Origin of the sequence: Marinomonas sp. UCMA 3892, from assembly GCF_012726345.1 — a bacterium.
Taxonomy (GTDB): Bacteria; Pseudomonadota; Gammaproteobacteria; order Pseudomonadales; family Marinomonadaceae; genus Marinomonas.
Window position 1 is genome coordinate 312,054 of the sequence record NZ_PTXN01000001.1, and the last position, 21,632, is coordinate 333,685.

The 21,632-nt window shown below is 43.0% G+C and carries 20 protein-coding genes; 12 read left to right on the forward strand and 8 right to left on the reverse strand.

What is annotated here, in order from left to right:
* The 6 genes from B6N13_RS01625 to B6N13_RS01650 form a co-directional block, all read right to left on the reverse strand.
* Positions 1–1,665: a hypothetical protein gene (locus B6N13_RS01625; RefSeq protein ID WP_169458253.1), complete on the reverse strand. Its 1,665-nt coding sequence runs from the start codon at positions 1,663–1,665 to the stop codon at positions 1–3.
* Between the two features lie 259 nt (positions 1,666–1,924).
* Positions 1,925–2,404 carry a protein-export chaperone SecB gene (gene secB / locus B6N13_RS01630; protein ID WP_011978544.1) on the reverse strand — a complete coding sequence of 160 codons (480 nt, stop codon included), beginning with the start codon at positions 2,402–2,404 and terminating at the stop codon, positions 1,925–1,927.
* 84 nt (positions 2,405–2,488) lie between these two features.
* On the reverse strand, positions 2,489–2,740 hold the full coding sequence (gene grxC, locus B6N13_RS01635) for a glutaredoxin 3 (protein ID WP_011978545.1): 252 nt from the start codon (positions 2,738–2,740) through the stop codon (positions 2,489–2,491).
* 12 nt (positions 2,741–2,752) lie between these two features.
* Positions 2,753–3,172 carry a rhodanese-like domain-containing protein gene (locus tag B6N13_RS01640; protein ID WP_072838931.1) on the reverse strand — a complete coding sequence of 140 codons (420 nt, stop codon included), beginning with the start codon at positions 3,170–3,172 and terminating at the stop codon, positions 2,753–2,755.
* Between the two features lie 208 nt (positions 3,173–3,380).
* Positions 3,381–4,184, reverse strand: coding sequence for a DUF1338 domain-containing protein (locus B6N13_RS01645; RefSeq protein ID WP_011978547.1), 804 nt, complete (start codon positions 4,182–4,184; stop codon positions 3,381–3,383).
* Positions 4,185–4,282: 98 nt separating this feature from the next.
* Positions 4,283–5,152, reverse strand: a complete 870-nt coding sequence (locus B6N13_RS01650; protein ID WP_011978548.1) for a LysR family transcriptional regulator — start codon at positions 5,150–5,152, stop codon at positions 4,283–4,285.
* A gap of 192 nt (positions 5,153–5,344) precedes the next feature.
* Here B6N13_RS01650 and B6N13_RS01655 point away from each other — a divergent pair, with 192 nt between their 5' ends.
* The 12 genes from B6N13_RS01655 to B6N13_RS01710 all read left to right on the forward strand — a co-directional run bounded on the left by B6N13_RS01655 (position 5,345) and on the right by B6N13_RS01710 (position 20,292).
* Positions 5,345–6,889 (forward strand): aldehyde dehydrogenase family protein, encoded by a 1,545-nt coding sequence (locus tag B6N13_RS01655; protein ID WP_169458254.1) that lies wholly within the window; start codon positions 5,345–5,347, stop codon positions 6,887–6,889.
* Between the two features lie 106 nt (positions 6,890–6,995).
* Complete coding sequence (locus tag B6N13_RS01660; protein ID WP_169458255.1) at positions 6,996–8,267, forward strand: FAD-binding oxidoreductase; 1,272 nt, start codon at positions 6,996–6,998, stop codon at positions 8,265–8,267.
* A gap of 224 nt (positions 8,268–8,491) precedes the next feature.
* Positions 8,492–9,406 (forward strand): LysR substrate-binding domain-containing protein, encoded by a 915-nt coding sequence (locus B6N13_RS01665; RefSeq protein ID WP_048813905.1) that lies wholly within the window; start codon positions 8,492–8,494, stop codon positions 9,404–9,406.
* Positions 9,407–9,561: 155 nt separating this feature from the next.
* Positions 9,562–11,091: a 2,3-bisphosphoglycerate-independent phosphoglycerate mutase gene (gene gpmI / locus B6N13_RS01670; protein ID WP_011978552.1), complete on the forward strand. Its 1,530-nt coding sequence runs from the start codon at positions 9,562–9,564 to the stop codon at positions 11,089–11,091.
* A 7-nt stretch (positions 11,092–11,098) separates the two neighbouring features.
* Positions 11,099–12,238 (forward strand): peptidoglycan DD-metalloendopeptidase family protein, encoded by a 1,140-nt coding sequence (locus B6N13_RS01675; RefSeq protein ID WP_011978553.1) that lies wholly within the window; start codon positions 11,099–11,101, stop codon positions 12,236–12,238.
* A 51-nt stretch (positions 12,239–12,289) separates the two neighbouring features.
* Complete coding sequence (locus B6N13_RS01680) at positions 12,290–13,576, forward strand: S41 family peptidase (RefSeq protein ID WP_169458256.1); 1,287 nt, start codon at positions 12,290–12,292, stop codon at positions 13,574–13,576.
* A 64-nt stretch (positions 13,577–13,640) separates the two neighbouring features.
* Positions 13,641–14,819, forward strand: coding sequence for a divergent polysaccharide deacetylase family protein (locus tag B6N13_RS23260; RefSeq protein ID WP_348981512.1), 1,179 nt, complete (start codon positions 13,641–13,643; stop codon positions 14,817–14,819).
* A 477-nt stretch (positions 14,820–15,296) separates the two neighbouring features.
* Positions 15,297–16,409, forward strand: a complete 1,113-nt coding sequence (locus B6N13_RS01690) for a branched-chain amino acid ABC transporter substrate-binding protein (protein ID WP_011978556.1) — start codon at positions 15,297–15,299, stop codon at positions 16,407–16,409.
* 108 nt (positions 16,410–16,517) lie between these two features.
* A complete protein-coding gene (locus tag B6N13_RS01695) occupies positions 16,518–17,429 on the forward strand; it encodes a branched-chain amino acid ABC transporter permease (RefSeq protein ID WP_011978557.1) in 912 nt (303 codons plus the stop codon).
* A complete protein-coding gene (livM, locus tag B6N13_RS01700; RefSeq protein ID WP_169458257.1) occupies positions 17,430–18,704 on the forward strand; it encodes a high-affinity branched-chain amino acid ABC transporter permease LivM in 1,275 nt (424 codons plus the stop codon).
* Positions 18,701–19,582: an ATP-binding cassette domain-containing protein gene (locus tag B6N13_RS01705; RefSeq protein WP_169458258.1), complete on the forward strand. Its 882-nt coding sequence runs from the start codon at positions 18,701–18,703 to the stop codon at positions 19,580–19,582. Before livM ends, B6N13_RS01705 begins: the two co-directional genes overlap by 4 nt.
* Positions 19,579–20,292 (forward strand): ABC transporter ATP-binding protein, encoded by a 714-nt coding sequence (locus B6N13_RS01710; RefSeq protein WP_169458259.1) that lies wholly within the window; start codon positions 19,579–19,581, stop codon positions 20,290–20,292. Before B6N13_RS01705 ends, B6N13_RS01710 begins: the two co-directional genes overlap by 4 nt.
* Positions 20,293–20,462: 170 nt before the next feature.
* On the opposite strand, the gene B6N13_RS01715 is transcribed toward B6N13_RS01710, so the two are convergent.
* Together B6N13_RS01715 and B6N13_RS01720 are read right to left on the reverse strand one after the other, a co-directional pair.
* On the reverse strand, positions 20,463–21,020 hold the full coding sequence (locus B6N13_RS01715; protein ID WP_169458260.1) for a Sua5/YciO/YrdC/YwlC family protein: 558 nt from the start codon (positions 21,018–21,020) through the stop codon (positions 20,463–20,465).
* Between the two features lie 169 nt (positions 21,021–21,189).
* Complete coding sequence (locus B6N13_RS01720) at positions 21,190–21,570, reverse strand: DUF3461 family protein (protein WP_011978562.1); 381 nt, start codon at positions 21,568–21,570, stop codon at positions 21,190–21,192.
* Positions 21,571–21,632: the final 62 nt, after the last annotated feature.

The window sequence follows — 21,632 nt, forward strand, 5'->3', positions numbered from 1 at the left end:
TTAATAAGGGTTGCGTAGATTCCAAAGCTTAATTTTATTGGCTTCTAAGTTGACCTTGCCGAGAGAGAAAGTTTTGTTATTAACCGTGTAGTCAGGGGTGTATTCACCTGGTGCTAATGGTTCACGCGTTAGTCTGACTTGTGCTGGTAGCGTCAACCAATTACGTGTATCTGCAGCCGATGAGGCAAATACTGCAACTTGTCCAATTAGGTTTAAGATCAAAGCTGCATTTTGATCCTGTACATTTGATGATACTTGATACGCTAACCAGCTACGTAATAACTCTCTTACTAAACCTTCGTAAATATCTCGTTGCGCTTGCGCCAGTTGTTCCTGAAAGGCAATGTCAGCAAGGGATGTCATTCGTAGGCTGTTGTTGATAGTGGCTGTTGAGCTATTCATTTGCAGTGTTGGCTGATGTTGATCCAATGTGAAGCGGCCATAATAAGGTACAGTAACGCGGATGCTTTGTTCAGTTAGCAATTTGTCGATTTTGACGTCGCTAAGTTGTTTCCAAGCTGCTTTACCAAGAATGACTCGTTTGGTGAAAATGCCTGAGAAGGTTCCCCATGCGCCACCTGCTTTATAATTGGCAATTAGGTTGAGTGGGTTGATATCAGCATAAGTCATGGTAAACCAACGAAATGCATCGTTTTCTTCTGCGTTGCCGCCGCCATGAAGAGGCTGTAATACCAAGGAATAAGCGCGAGGGTCTGCGTATAACAATACTGTCATTTCTTTTTTGTCAGGAATGAAGCCCTGATGTTCTAAAACGACTAACTCCGCATCGCCTTTGTGATATTGCTTGAGTGTTTCTTGCATAGCTGGAGACAGTTTTGCTTTGATCTTTTCTTCTATCTCGCTCTGGCTAAAACCGCCTTTTTGCATCATGCGAATAGCATCTAACCAAGCACGATCCGCCGTCGTACTTGATAAATCATATTGTTTGGCATAACCGTCTTCATACAAGTTGGCCGCTTTTTCATAGCTGATACGAGCATCATCTATTTCGCCATTCATCTCGTATTGCAGCCCTTCCATGTAGCGTGCCCATGCATCATCGCGATAGAGGAACTTGTCAGTATCTCGCCCACCGCTATAAAAATCGCCTAACCAGCTTAGTGCTTTCATATAAAAGGCTTGGTTTTCTTTGGCATTAAGATCTTGGTAACTAGGCGTTTGCGCTCGGATTTCATTGAGTTTGATGTCAATACGCCGCATTTCAACTAAAGCCGCATCGTTAAGCTCGCGCTTTTTAATAGTATTGTTTTCTTTTTCTGCGAGGGCGATGTAGTTCATTGATTTGAGATAGCTGATGTAAACGCGTTCTATGCCGTTACCGCGGTAGTCGCTTTGCCTTGGGTTGCTTAGTAATGCCCAAGAGCGATTAGAAAAATTCTCCGGCAAGAAGGTATCGCTTAATCTTTCTGCTTGCTCCAGTAAGTCGTTACTGCGTTCGAACTCACCTTGATTCTGGGCAAGAGCCCCGATTTCCATATAATAAAGCAGCTTGTCTTGGGAGCTGTCTAAAGCGCCTTCTAGTTTGCCTTCAGCCTCTTTCCATTCGCCTTTTTTTGCCAAGCTTAAGCCAGCATCAATATCTTGTTTGTAAGTCGCACATCCCGCTAAAAAGCAGATACTTACCAAAATAACAGCCCACTTCACATCAGATTCCTTTTGCTAAAAACTGATTGGCAACAAGTATCGAGAGTAGGATGAAGCAGCCGAGATAAAGTATTAACCAGCGAGCTTTGAGACAATTCGGACAAGGCTTCTTTTTCTTTTTCATCACAGATTCCATATATTCTTGCGATACTAAAAGTACTGGTGATACAAGGGCGAACGATCTCTATTATGCAATAAAAAAAGGAAGCGCGTAGCCTCCTTTTTCGTAACTTTTAGTCGTTTTTGTCACTCAATGTTTTTACTGAGTTGTTTCCGCTTGTTGCTTTTGTAGGCTTTCGATATAAAGCGCATCAAAATTGATTGGAGCAAGCATGATAGCCGGGAAGCTGCCTTTTACTACAACCGCATCGATGTTTTCACGAGCGTATGGGAACAAGGTCGCAGGGCAGAAAGCGCCCAAAGCGTGGTGTAATTGCTGATCATCAAGACCAGAAATAACAAACAAACCGCCTTGTTGAACTTGGACTAAATAGCCAGTGTTGCCATTGTTTTTAACCGTTACCGTAATTTCCAAAACAACTTCGTAGACATTTTCACCTACTTGGCGGCTCTTAGTGTTTAGTTCTAAGCCAACTTCAGGTTTCCATTCTTCTTGGAATATCATTGGTGAACGAGGAGATTCAAAAGAAATATCTTTTAAAAACACGCGTTGCATAGAAAGTTGTGGTGTCTGCGCTTCTTGTGTTTGTGCTTCTTGTGTTTCAGCTGTATCGGACATCTTGGTTCCTTTTTTTAATAATTTCTATATAAGCGATGAATTCGTTGCTCATTTATGCCGTGTGCTTTATTAGAGTGCCTACTTTTATGCAAGTAAGGCATCCAATTTTTGTTCGCGCTCAAGGGCATAAAGATCGTCGCATCCACCAACGTGTTGTTCACCAATCCAAATTTGCGGAACGGTGTGGCGGCCACTTTTTTCCATCATTTCTTGTCGTAACTCTCGCTCTCCGTCCACGCGGATTTCATTAAAGGCAACACCTTTTGCCGTTAACAGTTGCTTTGCTCTTACGCAAAATGGACAGTAATCGCTCGAATAGATAGTGACGGTAGCCATAATTTTTTTCTCTTATCCTTTAACCAGTGGCAGATTAGATGATTGCCATTCTGCAATGCCACCTTGAAGTTTGTAAACTTTGCCAAAGCCAGCTTTTTTAAGGTCTTTCGCGCTTGCGCCAGACGTTACACCAGATTTGCAAACTATGATTATTGGGGCGTCTTTATGTTTCTCAAGGCGATTCATGTTGTCTTTCATCTTTGTCGCAGGAATATTTAGCGCGCCTGTGATGTGGCCTGTGCTGAATTCTTTCTCTGGACGGATATCGACAACGACTGCGTCTTCGCTGTTCATTAGGTTAGTCGCAGCAGAAGGGGTAAGCCCTTGCGCGCCGCCTTTGCTTTCAACGAAAAGTAGTGTGGCAAGAATCGCTAAAAAGACAGCGACCATTTCCCAGTGGTTGATAGAAAACTCAATAAGTTGATTTATCATAATCGTAAGGCCCATATTTAAACTGCGAGCATTATACACGGCCTGATGGATCGGTACAGACTCTCAGGCGACTACTTTTGCTCGTCACATCACACAAAGGTTTCTATCATAAAAACATGACAAGAATATAATGTGCTGATCATTAAATGGAATGGGAAAATAAAAAACGAGCCACTGGGGCTCGTTATATTACTAATTTACCGATTGGTTATTTAGCGCTGGTGGAATCAAAGATCTTGTCGGCGTTACCTTCGATGAAGCTATCGAATAACACACCGTCTGGCATGGTGTGGCGACGAGCAAACTCATAAAAGCAGCTAGGGATGGTTTTTTGTTTGCCATCAGCAAAGGTGTAGTCGACTTTGTCCGCCATGGTGGAAGACTGTTCCAAGAAAGACTCTGGTGAACCTTTGATCAAACCGCCAACTTGGTTTAACGCATAACCTTCGTTTTGAAGTAGTTCGTTTACTTTTTCAATTGTCGGGAATTTGCTCAAGTGATTGATGCTGACAGTGAAGTGGTTGGCTTGCAAGCCCATAGTCGATAACCAAGCCGCGTATTCACTGTGTTCTACTAAAGCAAGATATTCGGCTTCTGTAGGTGTTTCCCATAACTTCCCAGCCCAAAAAATAGCCGGTGTTTGCACAGCATCAGCTGGAATTTGTGCGATGAACTTGCCAATAATGTCTTGGCAGTTTGCTGGCAGCTCTTCCACTAAAAGTTCAGATAAAAACACCTTTGGAGAATCTGCATCCGTTTGGTGTTTGTAACAACGAGCTTTCAGATGTTTACTCTCGAAGCGAAACGCGCCGTAGGCTTTGTAGCCAATGGCTTCTAATTGCGGTTCCAATTTTTCTAATGAAATGGGCGAATTGTTAAAGGTACGGAAAGCTACATGATCATTAAGAACGTTTTCACCATGGCTTTTAAACAGTTCTTGGATGCGCTGAGCTTGTGGTGTTATGTCTGTATAGTGATCCCACAAAGACGCGAAAAAATCATTTGGTGTCATAAGGTTTCCTGCAATAGTGTTAGGTCGATGTAAGGTACTTTAGTGCAGTGATCAGCATTAAAGCAAAAGGTAAAAATGCACGTTGTGATGCGTAAAAGTTATGCGAGCCGTATTTCGGTCGTATTTTTGTTAATGAATAGTTGCTGTTTAGCCGTCAGAATCGTGTTGATCAGATGAGCGGGAAAACTGCGTTCTTTCTTGTGAGCCAAACCTACCACACGTTTTAATTTCACATCGTTTAAAGGGCGTAAGCACAGGTCGCTGCGACCTCGCGAAGAGTGTTCTGGAATGAGCGAAATCCCCAACCCAGCAGCAACCAAATCTAATGCGTACTCTTCCGTTTTCACTTGAGCGCGAACATCTGTGGTGAGTTCTTGTTTTTGCATCAAGTAGTTCCAAGATTCCAAAATGTCGCATGGCGTACGAGAAATGAAAGGTTGCTTGTCTATTTGTTTAATTGATAGCGAAGGGAAATCTGCTAGCCAATGATCTAATGGCATAGCGATCACATAGTCGTCTTCCCAAAGGGGATAAAACACATCCTCTTCCGATGTATAACGTTGGCAGGTAAAACGCAGATCGGCACTTTCTGATTCATCTACTAGCTTTAAGGTGAGCCCGTGAACTTCATCTAGCATGGTTTTGATGACTTGGCTGATTAGCGAACCAGATAAAAAAGGGGTCAAGGATATAGATAGAGCGAGCGGTGCGGGTGTGTCGGTAAATAAGCTGCGCATGGCACTGAGGTCGCTGACCATTTTGCAAGCATGTGGATAAAGTTGCGAGCCGCTATCGGTTGGAGACACGCCTTTTGAATGGCGAACAAAAAGCTTCGTACCTAGGTCATCTTCTAATTGTGCGACCGTTGTAGATATGGATGGTTGAGCCACAAAGCAACGTTTAGCGGCGGCGCTTAGACTGCGTTCTTCGTAAACGGCAATAAAGTAACGTAATGATCGAATATCCATCTGTATGCTCTTTTAAAAGGCGGCTCTTGTGAAGATTGTCTTTGGGTTCCTTTCTAATATACCTATAGGGTTGATATCTGGCTATAGGTAAAAGCTAGACCACTAGCAGGAAAACGGTATTTCTCATTCTAGCCTGAGCTGGTTATGGTGGTGGAAGTTAAATTTATACATAAATAAATCTTAGAGGTTCATATGTCACTTACTTGCTTAGAAACACTTGGTGTCAATACCCTAAAACAGGGCGATACTTTTTACAGCGTATTAACAGGTAATACGGTTGCTTTGGGTGAGGGGAGTACTTTTTCCGCTCATAGCCCAATCGATGGTGCGACGTTGTCTACCTTTAACAACGCGACACCTGCACAGCTAGATAAAGTAAATGCTGAATTAAAAGAAGCATTTAAAGTGCTACGTACTATTCCTGCGCCACGTCGCGGTGAATTGGTTCGCCGTATTGGTGAAGAAGCTCGAAAATACAAAAACGAATTGGCACAAGTGATTTCTTTGGAAGCAGGTAAAATTGTTCCTGAAGCCTTAGGTGAAGTGCAAGAATGGATTGACGTATGTGATTTCGCAGTTGGTCAATCTCGTATGCTACATGGTTTGTCTATCGTATCTGAGCGTCCTGGCCATCGCATGATGGAGCAATGGCATCCACTTGGCCCTGTTGCGGTTATCACAGCGTTTAACTTCCCTATGGCGGTTTGGGCTTGGAATGCGATGCTGGGTCTTGTTTGTGGTGATCCAATTCTATTAAAACCTTCTGAAAAAGCGCCATTGTGTGCCTTGGCTATGTACCAAATCGCACAAAATGTTATTACCGATATGCCTGATATCCCTAAAGCGGCAGTGTCTGTAATGATTGGTGATCGTGATCTTGGTGAAGCGATTGCGGCGAGCGAGACGTTCCCGCTGGTTTCTGCAACAGGTTCTACTGTAATGGGGCGTGCTGTGGCGAAAACAGTCGCGGGTCGTTTAGGTCGTTCTTTGTTAGAGCTTGGCGGTAACAACGCGATGATCGTTTCTGATACCGCGGATTTAGATCTTGCACTACGTGCTATTGTTTTCTCTGCGGCAGGCACAGCGGGTCAGCGTTGTACAACATTACGTCGTTTGATTACTCATGAATCTATTGTTGATGGTTTGGTTGAACGTTTGGCGAAATCTTATGGCTCGCTTCGCGTTGGTAGTCCAATCGTTGAAGGTAACTTGGTTGGTCCACTAATTGATGAAGGCAGCTTCAATCGTATGCAAGCGGCTCTAGAAACTGCGAAAAAACAAGGCGGCGAAATTGTCTGCGGTGGCGAGCGCGTTACTGAAGGCGTGCCTGCTGGTGGTTTCTATGTGCGTCCTGCGATTGTTCGTATTGCTCATGATGCGCCAATCGTTCATGAAGAAACTTTTGCGCCTATCATGTATGTTTTGACTTACAAAACGTTTGAAGAAGCGATTGAAATTCAAAACGAAGTGCCACAAGGTTTGTCTTCTGCTGTATTCACTGAAAGCATGCGTGAAGCGGAAATGTTTATGTCTCCGGCAGGTTCTGACTGTGGTATTGCTAACGTTAATATTGGTACGTCTGGTGCTGAGATTGGCGGCGCGTTTGGTGGTGAAAAAGAAACAGGTGGTGGTCGTGAGTCTGGTTCTGATGCGTGGAGAAACTACATGCGCCGTACTACAAATACAGTGAACTACGGTGGTGATTTGCCGTTGGCTCAAGGGATTGTCTTTGAATAAGAGTGTTCTTTTAGTTAAGTGTTCTTGAGGTAAGTAACAGGCGAGGTTTTCTCGCCTGTTTCGTTCTGGTTATAGGTTTTGGCCAATGTCTTATTAGGGTCGTCTTATGTCTGATAAAATCTGCAATTCTTTATGGCGTGCGAGTTCTCCTGATGCGCCAGTGTTAGCGCCTTTAGAAGGGCGTGTTGATGTTGAAGTTGTTATCGTTGGCGCGGGTTTTACAGGCCTTTCGGCAGCGTTGCATCTAGCTAAATTTGGTATTTCTGTTGCCGTAGTTGAAGCGCAAGAAGTTGGCTTTGGTGGATCTGGTCGAAATGTTGGTTTGGCGAATGCAGGTGTTTGGTTAGAACCGGATCAACTGGATAAAACAATTGGCGCTGAAGCCGGTAGTATTATGTACAAGGCTTTGGCGGCCGCTCCAGATTTTGTTTATGGCTTAATTAAAGAATACGACATTCAGTGCGAGCCAGTTCGTAATGGGACTTTGCATGCGGGGGTGGGGAAGACAGGTTTGGCTCAATTACAGCGCCGTTGTGAACAAATGCAGAAGCGCGGTGCGCCAGTGCAGTTGCTTGATGCGGCAGAAGCACAAGCTCGAATTGGTTCCAGTAAATTTAACTCTGCACTGTTTGATCCAAGAGCTGGCACTATTCAGCCTTTGGCTTATGCGCGTGGATTGGCTCACGCAGCGCTAAAAGAAGGCGCTAAACTTTTTGATCAATCGCCAGTGAACAAAATTGAACCTGCCGAAGGTGGTTGGGTTTTGCACACAGAAAAAGGTCAAGTGCATGCCGAAAAAGTGATTTTGGCGACCAACGCGTACAGTGAATTTGGCGTGAAAGAACAAGCACGTAAGTTTGTGCCAATCTTTTATTCTCAATTGGCGACCAAGCCGTTAAGTGATGAGCAATTGGCTAGCGTGTTACCAAATAAAGAAGGCGTTTGGGATACTTGTACTGTGATGAGTTCTTTCCGCTTGGACAAACAAGGCCGCTTAGTTTTTGGCGGTATGGGCGGCGAGGGCAGTGTGTTGTCGAACTGGGCAACCCAGCGTGTCACTGAATTGTTCCCGATTTTAAGTAAGGTTGAGTGGGATTATTGCTGGACCGGAAAAATTGCTTACAGCGAAGATCATTTGCCCCATTGCCAACAGTTACAAAAAGGCTTGTTTAGTGTGGCAGGCTACAGCGGCCGAGGTATTGGGCCAGGAACTGTGGTTGGTGCGGAGCTAGCAGAATGGCTATCAGGTCGAAGAGAAAGCTTATCTATTCCCACCACAGTTTTAAGAGATATCTCCTTTCGTGAACTGAAGCGATTGTTCTATGAAGTGGGTGCTCATACCTATCATCTTGGTCAGCAGTCACATGCTTTGGATTAGAATGGTGACAGTGCCTCGGCAATGCTTGGTTAAAAATGGTCTAGGCTTCGCTCGCGACATCGAGCTCTGGTCTCGTTAGTTTGACAGGCGAGTAAGTTTACGGCGATTAATGATTACGTCAAAACGCATCGTTATGGTGCGTTTTTTATTTTACTGGTTGGGAATGAGAGTGATATAGGATACAGTTATCGCCTTCCAGTTTTTTGCTAATGAGTAACGTCTACATGCGCCGTTATATCCCATCGTCAACCGCGTTAAAATGTTTCGAGGCCTCGGTAAGGCATCTAAGTTTTACCAAGGCGGCGGAAGAGCTACATCTTACCCAAAGTGCCGTTAGTCGGCAGATTCGTAATCTAGAAGAATTCTTGTCGCGAGATTTATTTATCCGGCTAAATAAGCGCTTAGTGTTAACTGGAACGGGAGCAGCTTATTACAAAGAGGTTGTACCGCTTTTAGATGGCATGGAAAACGCGTGCTTGCGGATGCTACATAGGGAAGATGAAAAAACTACGCTGACTATTTCGGCTTTACCTACTTTAGCTTCTTATTGGCTGATGCCGCTTCTTGCTCAATTTCAAGCAGAACATCCACAGTTTCAAATCAAAGTTCGTTCTCTAGATGATGCCGCGAAGATAGATCCTGAAAGTATTGATATTATCTTGCATTATGGTGGCGACCATTGGCCTAGGGCGGTTTCCTATCAGTTGATGAAGGAAAGTGTTGTGGCTGTGTGCTCACCAGAGCTATTGTCTCGGGTGGGTGACAAAGCAGTGGATGCGTGGACGGTCAAAGATGTGACAGCATTTCCATTTTTGCATTTGTCATCCCGAATTAATGCATGGCCAGATTGGATGGTGGCGCAGGGGTTGGAAAGTGGTTCTTTTGCGGGGGCTTCTTTTGCGCACTTTCATATGTTGCTAGAAGCTGCGAAAAACAGCATGGGCATTGCTATCATGCCAACCATACTGGCAGAGCGAAGTCTTCGAAATGGCGAGCTGGTGGCACCATTTGGTAAAGCAGTCTCAACGCCTCATGAATATCTTTTGTCTTATCCTATCGACAAGGCCGATCTTGAACAGGTGGTGATTTTTAGAGATTGGTTGTTGGCAAAACGTAATGAGTCATTAGCTTCTTGTTAGATCCTTTTTAGGGCGGTACCAACAAGTAAAATAGTCGTAAAAAGCTATCTATTAGTGAAATTAATAGCCTGAATAGACAAGCTACTCTGTAATTAAATTACAAGCTTGTGATAGTATCGAGGCATTATCATGATCAATTTACGGGATAGATTAACATGAACAAAAAAACCACAGCCCTCTTTATCCTTGATGGGTGGGGATACAGCGAAACGTCTAAATCTAATGCCATTACTGCAGCAAATACGCCCAACTGGGACGCGCTTTGGAATAATCAACCTCATACTTTAATTAAAACGTCTGGGCTTGCGGTGGGCTTACCCGAAGGTCAAATGGGTAATTCTGAAGTAGGTCATATGAATTTAGGTGCAGGTCGTGTGGTTTATCAAAATTTCACTCGTATCGGCAAAGCGATTGAAGATGGTTCGTTCTTTGAAAACGAAGCCCTTGTTCGTGCGGTTGATAAAGCTGTTAGCGCGGGTAAAGCGGTGCATATTTTAGGTTTATTGTCTGATGGTGGCGTTCATAGTCATCATGAGCAAATAATGGCGATGTGCGAATTAGCTGCTAAACGTGGTGCAAAAGCCGTTTATGTGCATGGATTTACCGATGGGCGTGATACACCACCTCGTTCTGCCAAAACACCAACAGCTGAATTGGAAGCTAAGCTTGCTGAACTTGGTGTTGGTAAAATAGCTACCTTGACTGGTCGTTATTATGCGATGGACCGTGATAATCGTTGGGATCGTGTGCAAACCGCTTACGATGCTATTGTTCTTGGTAAAGGTGAGTTCCAATCAGATACCGCCGAAGCGGCTATCCAAGCGGCCTATGATCGTGACGAAAATGACGAATTTGTAAAAGCTACTATTGTTGGTGAATCTGCACCTGTTCAAGATGGCGATGCGATTATTTTTGCCAACTTCCGTCCAGATCGTGCGCGTCAATTAACTCGTGCTTTCACCGATGCTGACTTTGATGGTTTTACACGCTCTGTTTATCCAAAACTGGCGTCTTTTGTTACTTTCACTGAGTTTGCTTCTGATATTAAAGCTGATGTGGCATTCCCACCTGTTGCCCTAACCAATACCTTGGGTGAAGTGTTAGCTAAACATGGTAAGAAACAACTACGTATTGCTGAAACAGAAAAATATGCACATGTTACCTTTTTCTTTAATGGTGGCGAAGAGGCTTTGTTTGATGGGGAGGAGCGTGAGCTAATTCCATCACCAAATGTGGCAACTTACGACTTGAAACCAGAAATGAGCGCGCCAGAAGTGACTGACAAGCTAGTGGAAGTGATCGAAGCAGGTAAATACGACACGATTATCTGTAATTTTGCCAACGGCGACATGGTCGGTCACAGTGGTATTTTTGAAGCAGCGGTTAAAGCAGTTGAAGCGGTTGATGCTTGTCTAGGTCGAATCATTGAAGCGCTTAAAGTGAATGGTGGCCAATGCTTGATTACTGCCGATCATGGTAACGTCGAACAAATGTTAAGCGATGATGGTGCTCAGCCTTTAACGTCTCATACTATTGGGCCTGTGCCTTTGGTTTTGTTCTCTCCGACTCAAGGTTTAGGCATTAAAGAAGGTGCATTGTGCGACCTTGCTCCTACCTTGCTAGACATGATGGGAATGGATAAACCTGCTGAGATGACAGGTGTGAGCTTGCTTACGCGAGCATGAGGCAAGAATGATCTTATTATCCCGCTGTCTTTTCTTTAGTTTGTTTTTGCTGTCCAGCTTTGGCTGGGCGGCAGGTGAACCGCAAACTCCGGAGGAGGCTAAACAGCAGATTCAGGCTTTACAGAAAGACCTGCAAAAGCTTAATAGCTGGTTGAAAGATATTAAGTCTGAGCGATCTGATGTGGAAAAGCAGCTTGAAGTCAAAGAGAAAGACATTCAAGAGTTGCTTAAAAAAATTCAGAATATTCAGGAAAGCTTAAAAAAAGGTGAAAAGCAGCTGGGAGAATTGAGAGTACAGCAGCGGACACTTCAATTAAGTATTCAACAACAAAATGAACAAATAGCCGCCCAATTAAGGGCGGTTTATCGTTCCGGCAATGAAGAAAGCATCAAGTTATTATTAAATGGTGACAGCTCCGAAGAAGCCCAACGTTTGGTACAGTATAATCGTTATTTTTCCAATGCTAGGCAGTCGCTTATTAATGGTTTTGTGACGGAAGTAAGTGATTTGAACTTGGTCGAAAAGAGCATTCGCAGTCACCGAGCGCAGCAAGCCAAAGAAGAAATCGAATTAAAAGCAGAACGCAGTCGTTTGACTGGACAACAAGCCGATCGACGTAATTTATTAGCTAAATTAGACAGTGATTTGGCCAAGGGTGATAAACGCTCTAAACAATTAGCTCAGGATCAAAAAAATCTACAGGATATGTTAAAACGTCTTGAAGAGGCGCTTGCTGACATACAGATTCCAGATCAAGATGTACCTTTTTCATCGCAGCGCGGTAAGTTGGTTCGTCCGTTAAAAACGCTCTCCGAATTATCGTCTAATGGCAGCATCAATTTAGGTGGTGTTACATTACGTGCCAAAGAAGGCGAACCTGTGCATGCTATATTCTCTGGTCGAGTGGTGTTTTCTGACTGGATGCGTGGTTTCGGTTTTTTACTTATTTTAGACCATGGTGATGGTTACATGTCATTATACGGTTATAACCAAAGTTTACTTAAAGAAGTTGGTGAATGGGTGGGGGCAAACGATACAGTTGCCATGGTTGGCAGCACAGGTGGTCGTCCTGATCCAGCGCTGTTTTTTGCAATTAGGCATAATGGTACGCCATTAAAACCACTTTCTTGGGTGAACGCTGGGTAATTTATATTACAAACTTAGTCTGCAGCCAGTAAAAAAGTCATAGGAAGAAACATGATCAATATTTTGCGTCAACGAATCCCCTTTTTATTTATGGTGTTATTGGTTCAGCCTGCTTTTTCTGCACAGCTTCCTGCCGATACTAAAGAACAGCCTAAGTTACCTACTGCTGAAATTCAGTCATTTGTTGAAACCTTTGAGACCATTCGGGAGGGTTATGTTGAGGTGATGTCTGATCAAGACATTCTTCACAAAGCATTGAAAGGCATGGTATCGGGTCTTGATCCGCATTCTGAATATTTTACTAAAGAAGAATTAGTCGATTTTAACGAGCTTACTTCTGGAAATTATGCCGGTATTGGCGTTGAAGTTGAGATGAAAGATAAACGTCTTACGATCGTAACACCTGTTGATGGTTCTGCTGCGGCTGAAGCAGGGATTTTACCTGGTGATGTGATTGTTAAAATTGATAATACCTTGATTACAGATTTAGGTATGAAAGATATTGTGACACTGATGCGTGGTGAAATTGGCTCTACTGTGACACTCGATATAGAGCGGGGTGGTGAGCTAAAGCATTATGAGTTAACGCGCCGTTTAGTAGAAGACGCAAGTGTTACTGATAAATGGTTAGGTGATGGGATTGCGTATTTTCGGATTAGTCAATTCCAAGGTGATAGTGCGTCAGAATTTTATCAAGCCATTGATAAGCTAAATAAAGAAGGTAAAATTCAAGGGGTCGTTTTAGACCTTCGAAATAATCCCGGTGGCGTTTTACAAAGTGCTGTTGGGGTGGTGGATGCTTTTATAGATAAAGGCATGATTGTTTATACAAATGGTCGCCATGAATTGTCTAAAACCCAGTTTACCGCGACAGAGAAAAATACCAAATTTGGTAATGTGCCTGTTGTAGTGTTGGTTAATGAAGGTTCGGCATCAGCCTCAGAGATTGTTGCTGGCGCTTTGCAAGATCATCAACGCGCAGTGATTTTAGGTGCAGAAACCTTTGGTAAAGGTTCTGTTCAAACGGTCGTTCCTCTGTCTAATGGCGATGCCGTCAAGTTAACAACTGCCTTATATTACACACCTAATGGTCGCTCTATCCAAGCTCAAGGTATTACACCTGATCTGGTGGTACCTCAGGCGACTCTGACTTTTGAAAAGGGACAATTTTTTGTCAAAGAGGCAGAGTTAAAAGGGCACTTAGGTAATGGAACGGGTGGTGAGGAGCGTACCAGCGCAGATGTAAAATCTGATATTGGCGAGTTAGCAAAAACGGATTTTCAGCTATTTCAAGCGGTTACTATTCTGAAAACGCTGCCTAAGCTAGCACAGAAATAGTAAAAATTTTTGATGAACATATATTTTGGTAAAAGCTCGCTTGTTTGATTTTAAGAAATTCGTAGTGTTTGTATTTTGTCTGCACGCCCTTCTAGGGTGCGCAGATGAATTAAGTCGTACTCTTGATCGTTCAGAAGATGTTGTCACAAGTAATGTTGAGATAGCTGCTCTTGAGGATGATCAAGTTACAGAGAAAGATAACGAGACTTTTTTTGAAGAGCCCGTAGTCCTCCCAGTGCATTTGGGGCCTCTTTTAGCTCCGCAAAAAAAAGAAGCTACAAATGCATCCAGCTATTCAATAGGGTCCTATTTTCCTGTTTTGTCTGATGATGCAGTAGCTTCTGATAGCGCTGTATCTGCCAGTTCCTCACAATCCCAACCCCAACCCCTGTTGGAAAAAGCTGAACCATGGTCTCCTGCGATTGTGCCTTTTTTAGATGCTCCAATCGAATCTAAGCCTGCAGGGGGATTTCCTAAGCCAGATGCATTGTCTAAATCGTCTAAAAAAGAGGTAGTACCAGCTAAAATATTAGCGGTTGATGTTCATCCAAAAATGCCACGAATTGCCATATTGATTGATGATTTGGGATATAACCGTCATGGTATGGATTCGTCTTTAATGTTGCCTGTTGAAGTTGCGCTAGCGATTTTGCCTAGTACACCTTTTGCTATGGAGACGGCACTAACCGCGCAGAAACAAAAACGTATTACCCTATTACATGCCCCGATGGAAAATCAACGGGAATTGAAGCTTGGTCCAGGTGGCTTGTACGCCAAAATGACCGAGCATGAATTAAAAGCGACATTGAGCAAAGACTTAGATGGTTTGCCAGGCATACAAGGTGTAAACAATCATATGGGGAGTTTGCTAACGACTAAAGCTGACTCGATGAAATGGGTAATGGAAACACTTAAAGGGCGTTCACTCTTTTTTATCGATAGTCTTACTAGTCCCAAAAGTGTGGCTAAAAAGACAGCGCAAGAATACGGTTTAGAAACAGTTAGCCGAGATGTATTTTTGGATAACATTCGTACCGAACAAGCGATAGATAAACAGTTCTCGCGTTTGTTAAAGCTGGCAAGATTGCATGGAAGTGCTTTGGCTATTGGGCATCCTTATCCAGAAACTATGGCTTATCTTAAAAAGCGTCTTAATCATTTGGAACAGGATGGCGTTCGCTTAGTCCGTCTTTCTGATCTGTTAACTGCCTCCCCTTCAGTACTTGCTCCTAGCGAGCAATAAAGTTGAAAACTCTGGTTTTTTAATAAAACCAGAGTTTTTTGATAAAAAAACCGACTTTTTAACAATTCATTTTCTGGTTTTTTGTACTAAATTATAAATTGCTTATCACTCTTCATAATGGCTTTAGCATGACCATTATGCCCACTGAGACTCATCTTTTAGTATTTTGCTCCTGCTTAGTGCAGAGAATTTACTGTGTCAGTACAAAAAACTACATAAATAAAAATTTATAGTGATTAATTTTGCTATTTTTTGGAAGTGCAGGTTTTTATCTAGGTTAATTACATTATTTATACGCACTACTATTGACCAAAGTTTAGTCTGATATTAATGTGTAGCATTATAAGTGTGCACATTTTTTGAATAATTGCTGTGAAAGTTCCATTATTAATGCCTTTTCTTTGGGTTTTAATTATTGGAACGCTTCTTGCTTTTGAATAATAACGATAAAACACAAAACGAGTAGAGGCTTTTCTTATGTCAAATGCGGTTGTTAGAAAAACATTAATTTCTCTTGCTATTGCTAGTGCTGCGACACTTGCTCAAGCAGATGTGGTCATCGGTGTTGCAGGTCCCCACACCGGAGCTTATGCGGCGTTCGGTGAGCAATTATGGAAAGGGGCTGAAAAAGCGGCTGCGGACATCAATGCTGCAGGCGGTGTTAATGGCGAAATGATTAAACTGGTAAAAGCAGATGATGCCTGTGAGCCAAAACAAGCCGTATCTGTTGCCAACCGTTTGGTAGACTCTGATGGCGCTCTTGCTGTTGTTGGTCACTTCTGTTCATCTTCTTCTATTCCTGCTTCAAAAATCTACGAAGAAGCGGGCGTTATCATGGTAACACCGGCATCAACTAATCCAACTCTTACTGATCAAGGTCTTCCAAACGTTTTCCGCGTATGTGGTCGTGATGATCAGCAAGGTGATGTGGCAGCAAGCTATATTGTGGATAAATTAAAGGCGAAACGTATCGCTGTTATTCATGATAAAGACACTTATGGTAAAGGTCTTGCTGATGCTATGAAGTCAACTCTTAACTCTTATGGAGTTAAAGAAGTAATGTACGAAGGTTTGACTCGTGGCGAGAAAGATTTTAACGCCTTGATTACAAAAATTCGTTCTGTAGATGCGGATGTTGTGTATTTCGGTGGTCTTCATTCTGAAGCTGGTCCACTTGTTCGTCAGTTGCGTGAGCAGGGTTCTAAAGCAATCTTCATCTCAGGTGACGGTATCGTATCTGATGAGTTTGTTTCTGTTGCCGGCTCTCCTAAATATGTAGATGGTGTATTGATGACATTTGGTGCGCCACCAACGTCTTACCCATCAGGTAAAAAAGTTATTCAAGAATTCCGTGATAGCGGCTATGAGCCTGAAGGTTACACTCTGTACTCTTATACTGCGATGCAAGTTGCTGTTGCTGCTTTAGCTAATAATAATTTAGATCCTATAAAAGGTGCTAAGTGGTTGAAGACTCATTCTGTTGATACGGTAATGGGTAAGAAAGATTTCGATGATAAGGGTGACTTGACCGTTTCTGATTACGTTATGTACGAGTGGGATGCTCAAGGTAAATATCACGTAGTAGAATAATTTTCTTTTACTTCTGACATTTCTGTAATAACCAACACATATTTACCAGCCAAGGATTGCGCTGGTAAATATGTTCTCTCTACTAAAAAATTCCCACGAGGTCTTACGATGGATATCGTTCTCCAGCAGCTGGTAAACGGTCTTACCCTTGGTTCTGTTTATGGACTCATTGCGATCGGTTACACCATGGTGTATGGCATTATTGGCATGATTAACTTCGCTCATGGTGATGTTTACATGGTGTCAGCTTATATCACCGCTATTGCTCTAGCTCTTTTAACTTTTTTCGGTATCGAATCTTTTCCTATTATTCTTGTCGGCACACTATTTCTTACTGTTGCCGTCACTGGTGCATATGGGTGGGTTATTGAACGTATCGCATACCGCCCATTGCGAAGCTCTAGTCGCTTGTCTGTATTGATTTCTGCAATTGGTATGTCGCTGATTTTGCAAAACTATGTACAGCTTAGTCAGGGCGCTAACCAACAAGGCGTACCAACTCTATTAACTGGTGCATTGCGTTTTCACGTAGGTGATGGATTTGTGCAGATCACTTATATGAAATTGTTAATTTTGTTTATTTCCATTTTAGGCATGGGTGTACTTACCTATGTTATTCAAAAAACAAAACTGGGTCGTATGTGTCGAGCGACTCAGCAAGACCGAAAAATGGCCTCTATTTTGGGTATAGATACTGACAAGGTTATCTCAACCGTTTTCGTTATTGGTGCTGTTATGGCGGCATTGGCTGGTGTACTGGTTACTCTAGATTACGGCGCATTTGATTTTTATGTTGGTTTTATTATTGGTATTAAAGCCTTTACTGCAGCCGTGTTGGGTGGTATCGGGTCTTTACCTGGAGCCATGTTAGGTGGGCTGATTCTTGGATTGTCCGAGGCTTTGTTTGCTGGGTTGATTAGTTCTGATTATAAAGATGTATTTTCATTCTCTTTATTAGTTCTCATTTTGATTGTTCGCCCAAGTGGCCTTCTCGGCAAACCTGAAGTGGAGAAAGTATAAATGAGCCAAGCTGTAGGAATAAATTTTAAGAAAAGTAGTATCGATGCTCTGATTGCTGGTTTTATGGCGCTGATCTTGTTTGGCCCAATCGTTGGTGTTGTGCTAGATGGTTATGGTTTCAATGCCGAATTTGGTCGTGTTGCCTGGATGGTCGGCATAGTGGTGGTTGGCCGTTTTATTATGTCGAGTTTCTTTCAGACAGAAAAAGGCAAGGCGCTGGCTTTTCGTTACGCCAATAACAACGAAGGGGTAGAAGTACTTCCACCAGGACATAAGTCTAAAATGGTGTGGATAATTCCTTTGGTGATTGTCATTGGTTTGGTGCTACCCTTTATTGCCTCTAAGTACATACTGACAGTCGTTATCTTGGGTCTAATTTATGTGTTGCTAGGTTTGGGGCTCAACATTGTTGTGGGTCTAGCTGGCCTATTAGATCTAGGGTTTGTTGGTTTTTATGCGATCGGCGCTTATGGTTTGGCTCTGGGGTATGAAAACTTAGGTTTAGGTTTTTGGTCTATGTTGCCTATTGCCGCGATTATGGCTGCGGTCGCTGGGGCGATATTGGGCTTCCCTGTGTTGCGAATGCACGGCGACTATTTGGCGATTGTCACCTTGGGTTTTGGTGAAATAATTCGCTTAATCCTAACTAACTGGGCATCATTCACTCACGGTCCTAATGGAGTTTCAGCTCCTCTACCGACTTTATTTGGCTTGGAGTTCAAACGTCGATCCAGTGATGGTCAAACCTTCCATGAGTTTTTCAATCTTCCTTACGACTCAGCGTATAAATACATGTTTGTGTATTTGATCCTTTTCGTAGTGGTATGGGCGGTACTTTTTATCAAACATCGTTTAGTAAAAATGCCGATTGGTCGCGCTTGGGAAGCGCTTCGTGAAGACGAAATAGCATGTCGTTCACTAGGTCTGAATCATGTATTAGTCAAACTGTCTGCTTTCATGCTTGGTGCATCAACTGGTGGTTTGGCTGGTGTGTTCTTTGCTTCTTATCAAGGCTTTGTTAACCCTTCTTCCTTTACCTTCTTTGAGTCAGCGCTGATTTTGGCGATTGTGGTATTGGGTGGCATGGGATCGACACTAGGTGTTGTTATCGCTGCCTTCTGTTTGACCGTGTTGCCTGAAGTGTTAAGGGAATTCGCAGAATACCGTGTATTGATGTTTGGTATTCTGATGGTGGTGATGATGATTTGGAAGCCTCGAGGTATTGTTCGTGTTACTCGAACTGGTTTTGCTGCGAGAAAAGGGGTGGTTAAATGAACCAAGAAAATATTTTAGCTGTTGAAAACTTGGTGATGCACTTTGGTGGTATTAAAGCGCTGAATGATGTGACTTTTGATATTAAACGCGGTTCTGTTTCGGCTTTGATTGGGCCAAATGGTGCTGGTAAAACCACAGTGTTTAACTGTCTGACAGGATTTTATAAAGCGACTGGTGGCAAGATTCTCTTATCGGCTGGCGGCAAAGAGACCAGTATTATTAAAGTGCTTGGCGAACCATTCCAAGTGACTGATTTTTTCTCTCCATTCGCATTTTTTGCTCGTCTTAAGTACAAAATGTTTGGTGGGTCACATCTTGTAAATCGTGCTGGTTTATCTCGAACATTTCAGAACATTCGTTTATTCAAAGAAATGTCTGTGGTTGAGAACTTATTGGTTGCTCAGCATATGCGCGTTAACCGTAGCTTGATTGCTGGCATTTTGAACACGAAGGCTTATAGAAAAGCTGAAGAAGAAGCCTTAGAACGCGTTTTTTATTGGTTGGGTGTTGTGGATCTAGTGGATTCCGCTAACCGCTTAGCTGGGGAGCTTTCTTATGGTCAGCAGCGTCGCTTAGAAATTGCTCGCGCTATGTGTACTAATCCTGAGATCGTTTGCTTAGATGAGCCTGCAGCAGGTTTAAACCCCTCTGAAACAGAAGCTTTGACCAAGATGATTCGTGTATTGCGTGATGAGCATAATACGACAGTGTTATTGATCGAGCATGATATGGGGATGGTTATGGATATCTCCGACTACATCGTTGTGTTGGATCACGGTGAAGTTATAGCAAAAGGTGGTCCAGATGACATCAAGAGTAATCCTAAGGTTATTGCGGCTTACCTTGGTGCAGAAGAAGGTGAGGAGGTAACGCTATGACTACATTGATGGAATTTAAAAACGTTGACGTGCATTACGGACCTATTCAGGCGCTCAAAAAAGTTTCTCTAACCGTTGATGAAGGTGAAATTGTTACCTTAATCGGTGCCAATGGCGCAGGTAAATCTACCTTGTTGATGTCTATTTTTGGGCAGCCGCGTATCTCTTCTGGTGAAATCATTTATCGAGGCGAAGATATTTCGCAAAAATCGGCTCACTATGTGGCGTCTCATGGCTTGGCTCAATCGCCAGAAGGTCGCCGTATCTTCCCAAGCATGTCAGTAGAAGAGAACTTGCTGATGGGGACGATTCCAATCGGTATGGATCATGCTGAAGAAGATATGCAGCATATGTTCGAGTTATTCCCTCGACTGTTAGAACGACGTAATCAACGCGCTTCAACTATGTCTGGTGGCGAGCAGCAAATGCTTGCTATTGCGCGTGCTTTGATGAGTCGTCCAAAATTGCTTTTATTGGATGAGCCTAGTTTGGGGCTAGCCCCCATCATTGTTAAGCAAATTTTTCAGATTCTGAAAGATGTGGCAAGTACAGGGATGACGATTTTCTTGGTTGAGCAGAATGCTAATCATGCTCTTAAGCTGGCTAATCGTGGCTATGTTATGGTGAATGGAGAGATTCGCATGACAGGCACTGGTGAAGAGTTATTGGTTAACCCAGAAGTGCGCGAAGCGTATTTAGGTGGCCATTAATTGTAGCGTTTAAAAGCTTGCTATAAAGGTTAAGCCAAAATAAAAACGGTGTCTTATTTATACATTAAATGAGACACCGTTTTTTTTATTTCTGTGGATAAAAAAGATGCTTTTGCACAGAAAGTGTGTGGTAAAGCGGTTTTTATTGATGTTTTATCAAGTAACTGCTTTTAGGCTCTAAACAAATTATCGGTCAAAATGTCGCGCACTTGGGAAGGCTGGGAAGCATCGCCAAGAGGGGCATCAAAAATGGCATCAATGTTACTGCCAAAATACTGATGAACTTCTTTTGCGCTCATGGCAGGCTCTAAACCAGCTGGATTGGCTGAGGTAGAAACAATGACACCTTGAAAGGCTGCACATAGTCGTTGCACGGGTTGATGTTGAGACAGACGTATTGCTACGCTTTGGTGTTCGCCTCTAACCCAGCTTGGAGTGATAGTCGTATCAGGAACCACCCAAGAGGTTGGTGTCTCGTTTAGGCTTATCAGGCGCTGTGCTGCTTTATCATCTAATAGATTCAGCCAAGGCGATAATTCCTCTTGAGCACCAGCGACAAGAATGAGGCCTTTGGATTCTGGGCGGGACTTGAGCGTTAAAATACGTCTTACCGCAGATTCATTAAATGGATCGCAACCTAATCCCCAAACTGCTTCAGTTGGATAAGCAATAACGCCGCCTTGACGTATGATGTCGGCCAGCTCTTCAACGGATGTTACAAGATGCATATTAATAAGCTTATAAAAAGTATATGGAAGGTGAGTAAGGAGGATTGTAGCGATATTTTTGTGAGGGAGCCAGCAGGTATGCCTTTCGATTAATGATCTAAATGTTTAGTCTTGATCGCTAGAAAGGCGTTCCTGCTAGTGAGTCTATAAATAGACTGTCATTACTCTGTTATTGCATAGAATCAATTTTTTCTTTGATCTCATTGATCTTGCTGTTCACTACTTTTTCTAGGTGTTCTAGCTCTTTGATCAAGTCTTCTTTCGTTGCTTTGGTTTCGTGCTGTCTACCGACGATTTGTTCTAGCTCTTCCATTGCTCGTAAAACGATCAAAGAGGGCTCTTGAACTTGGCGGTAAGTTTGTTGGCCGCCATCAGCTAAAACGGTTTTGGTTGAGCGACCAAATTTGAATTTTTTGCTTTTTGGAAGCAATGAGCCTTTTTCGCGACGATAATAAATTTTTAGTACGTCATGCCCGCCTTCGTAACGCAAAGTAAACTTTTCAATGTCCTGTATGCTGGTGATACCCATGGACTGGAGTGTTGGATACATAACTAGTTTCCCGTTTATTAATGACCAATTAGTTGTCTTTAATTAGTAGGGGATTGTGTCCG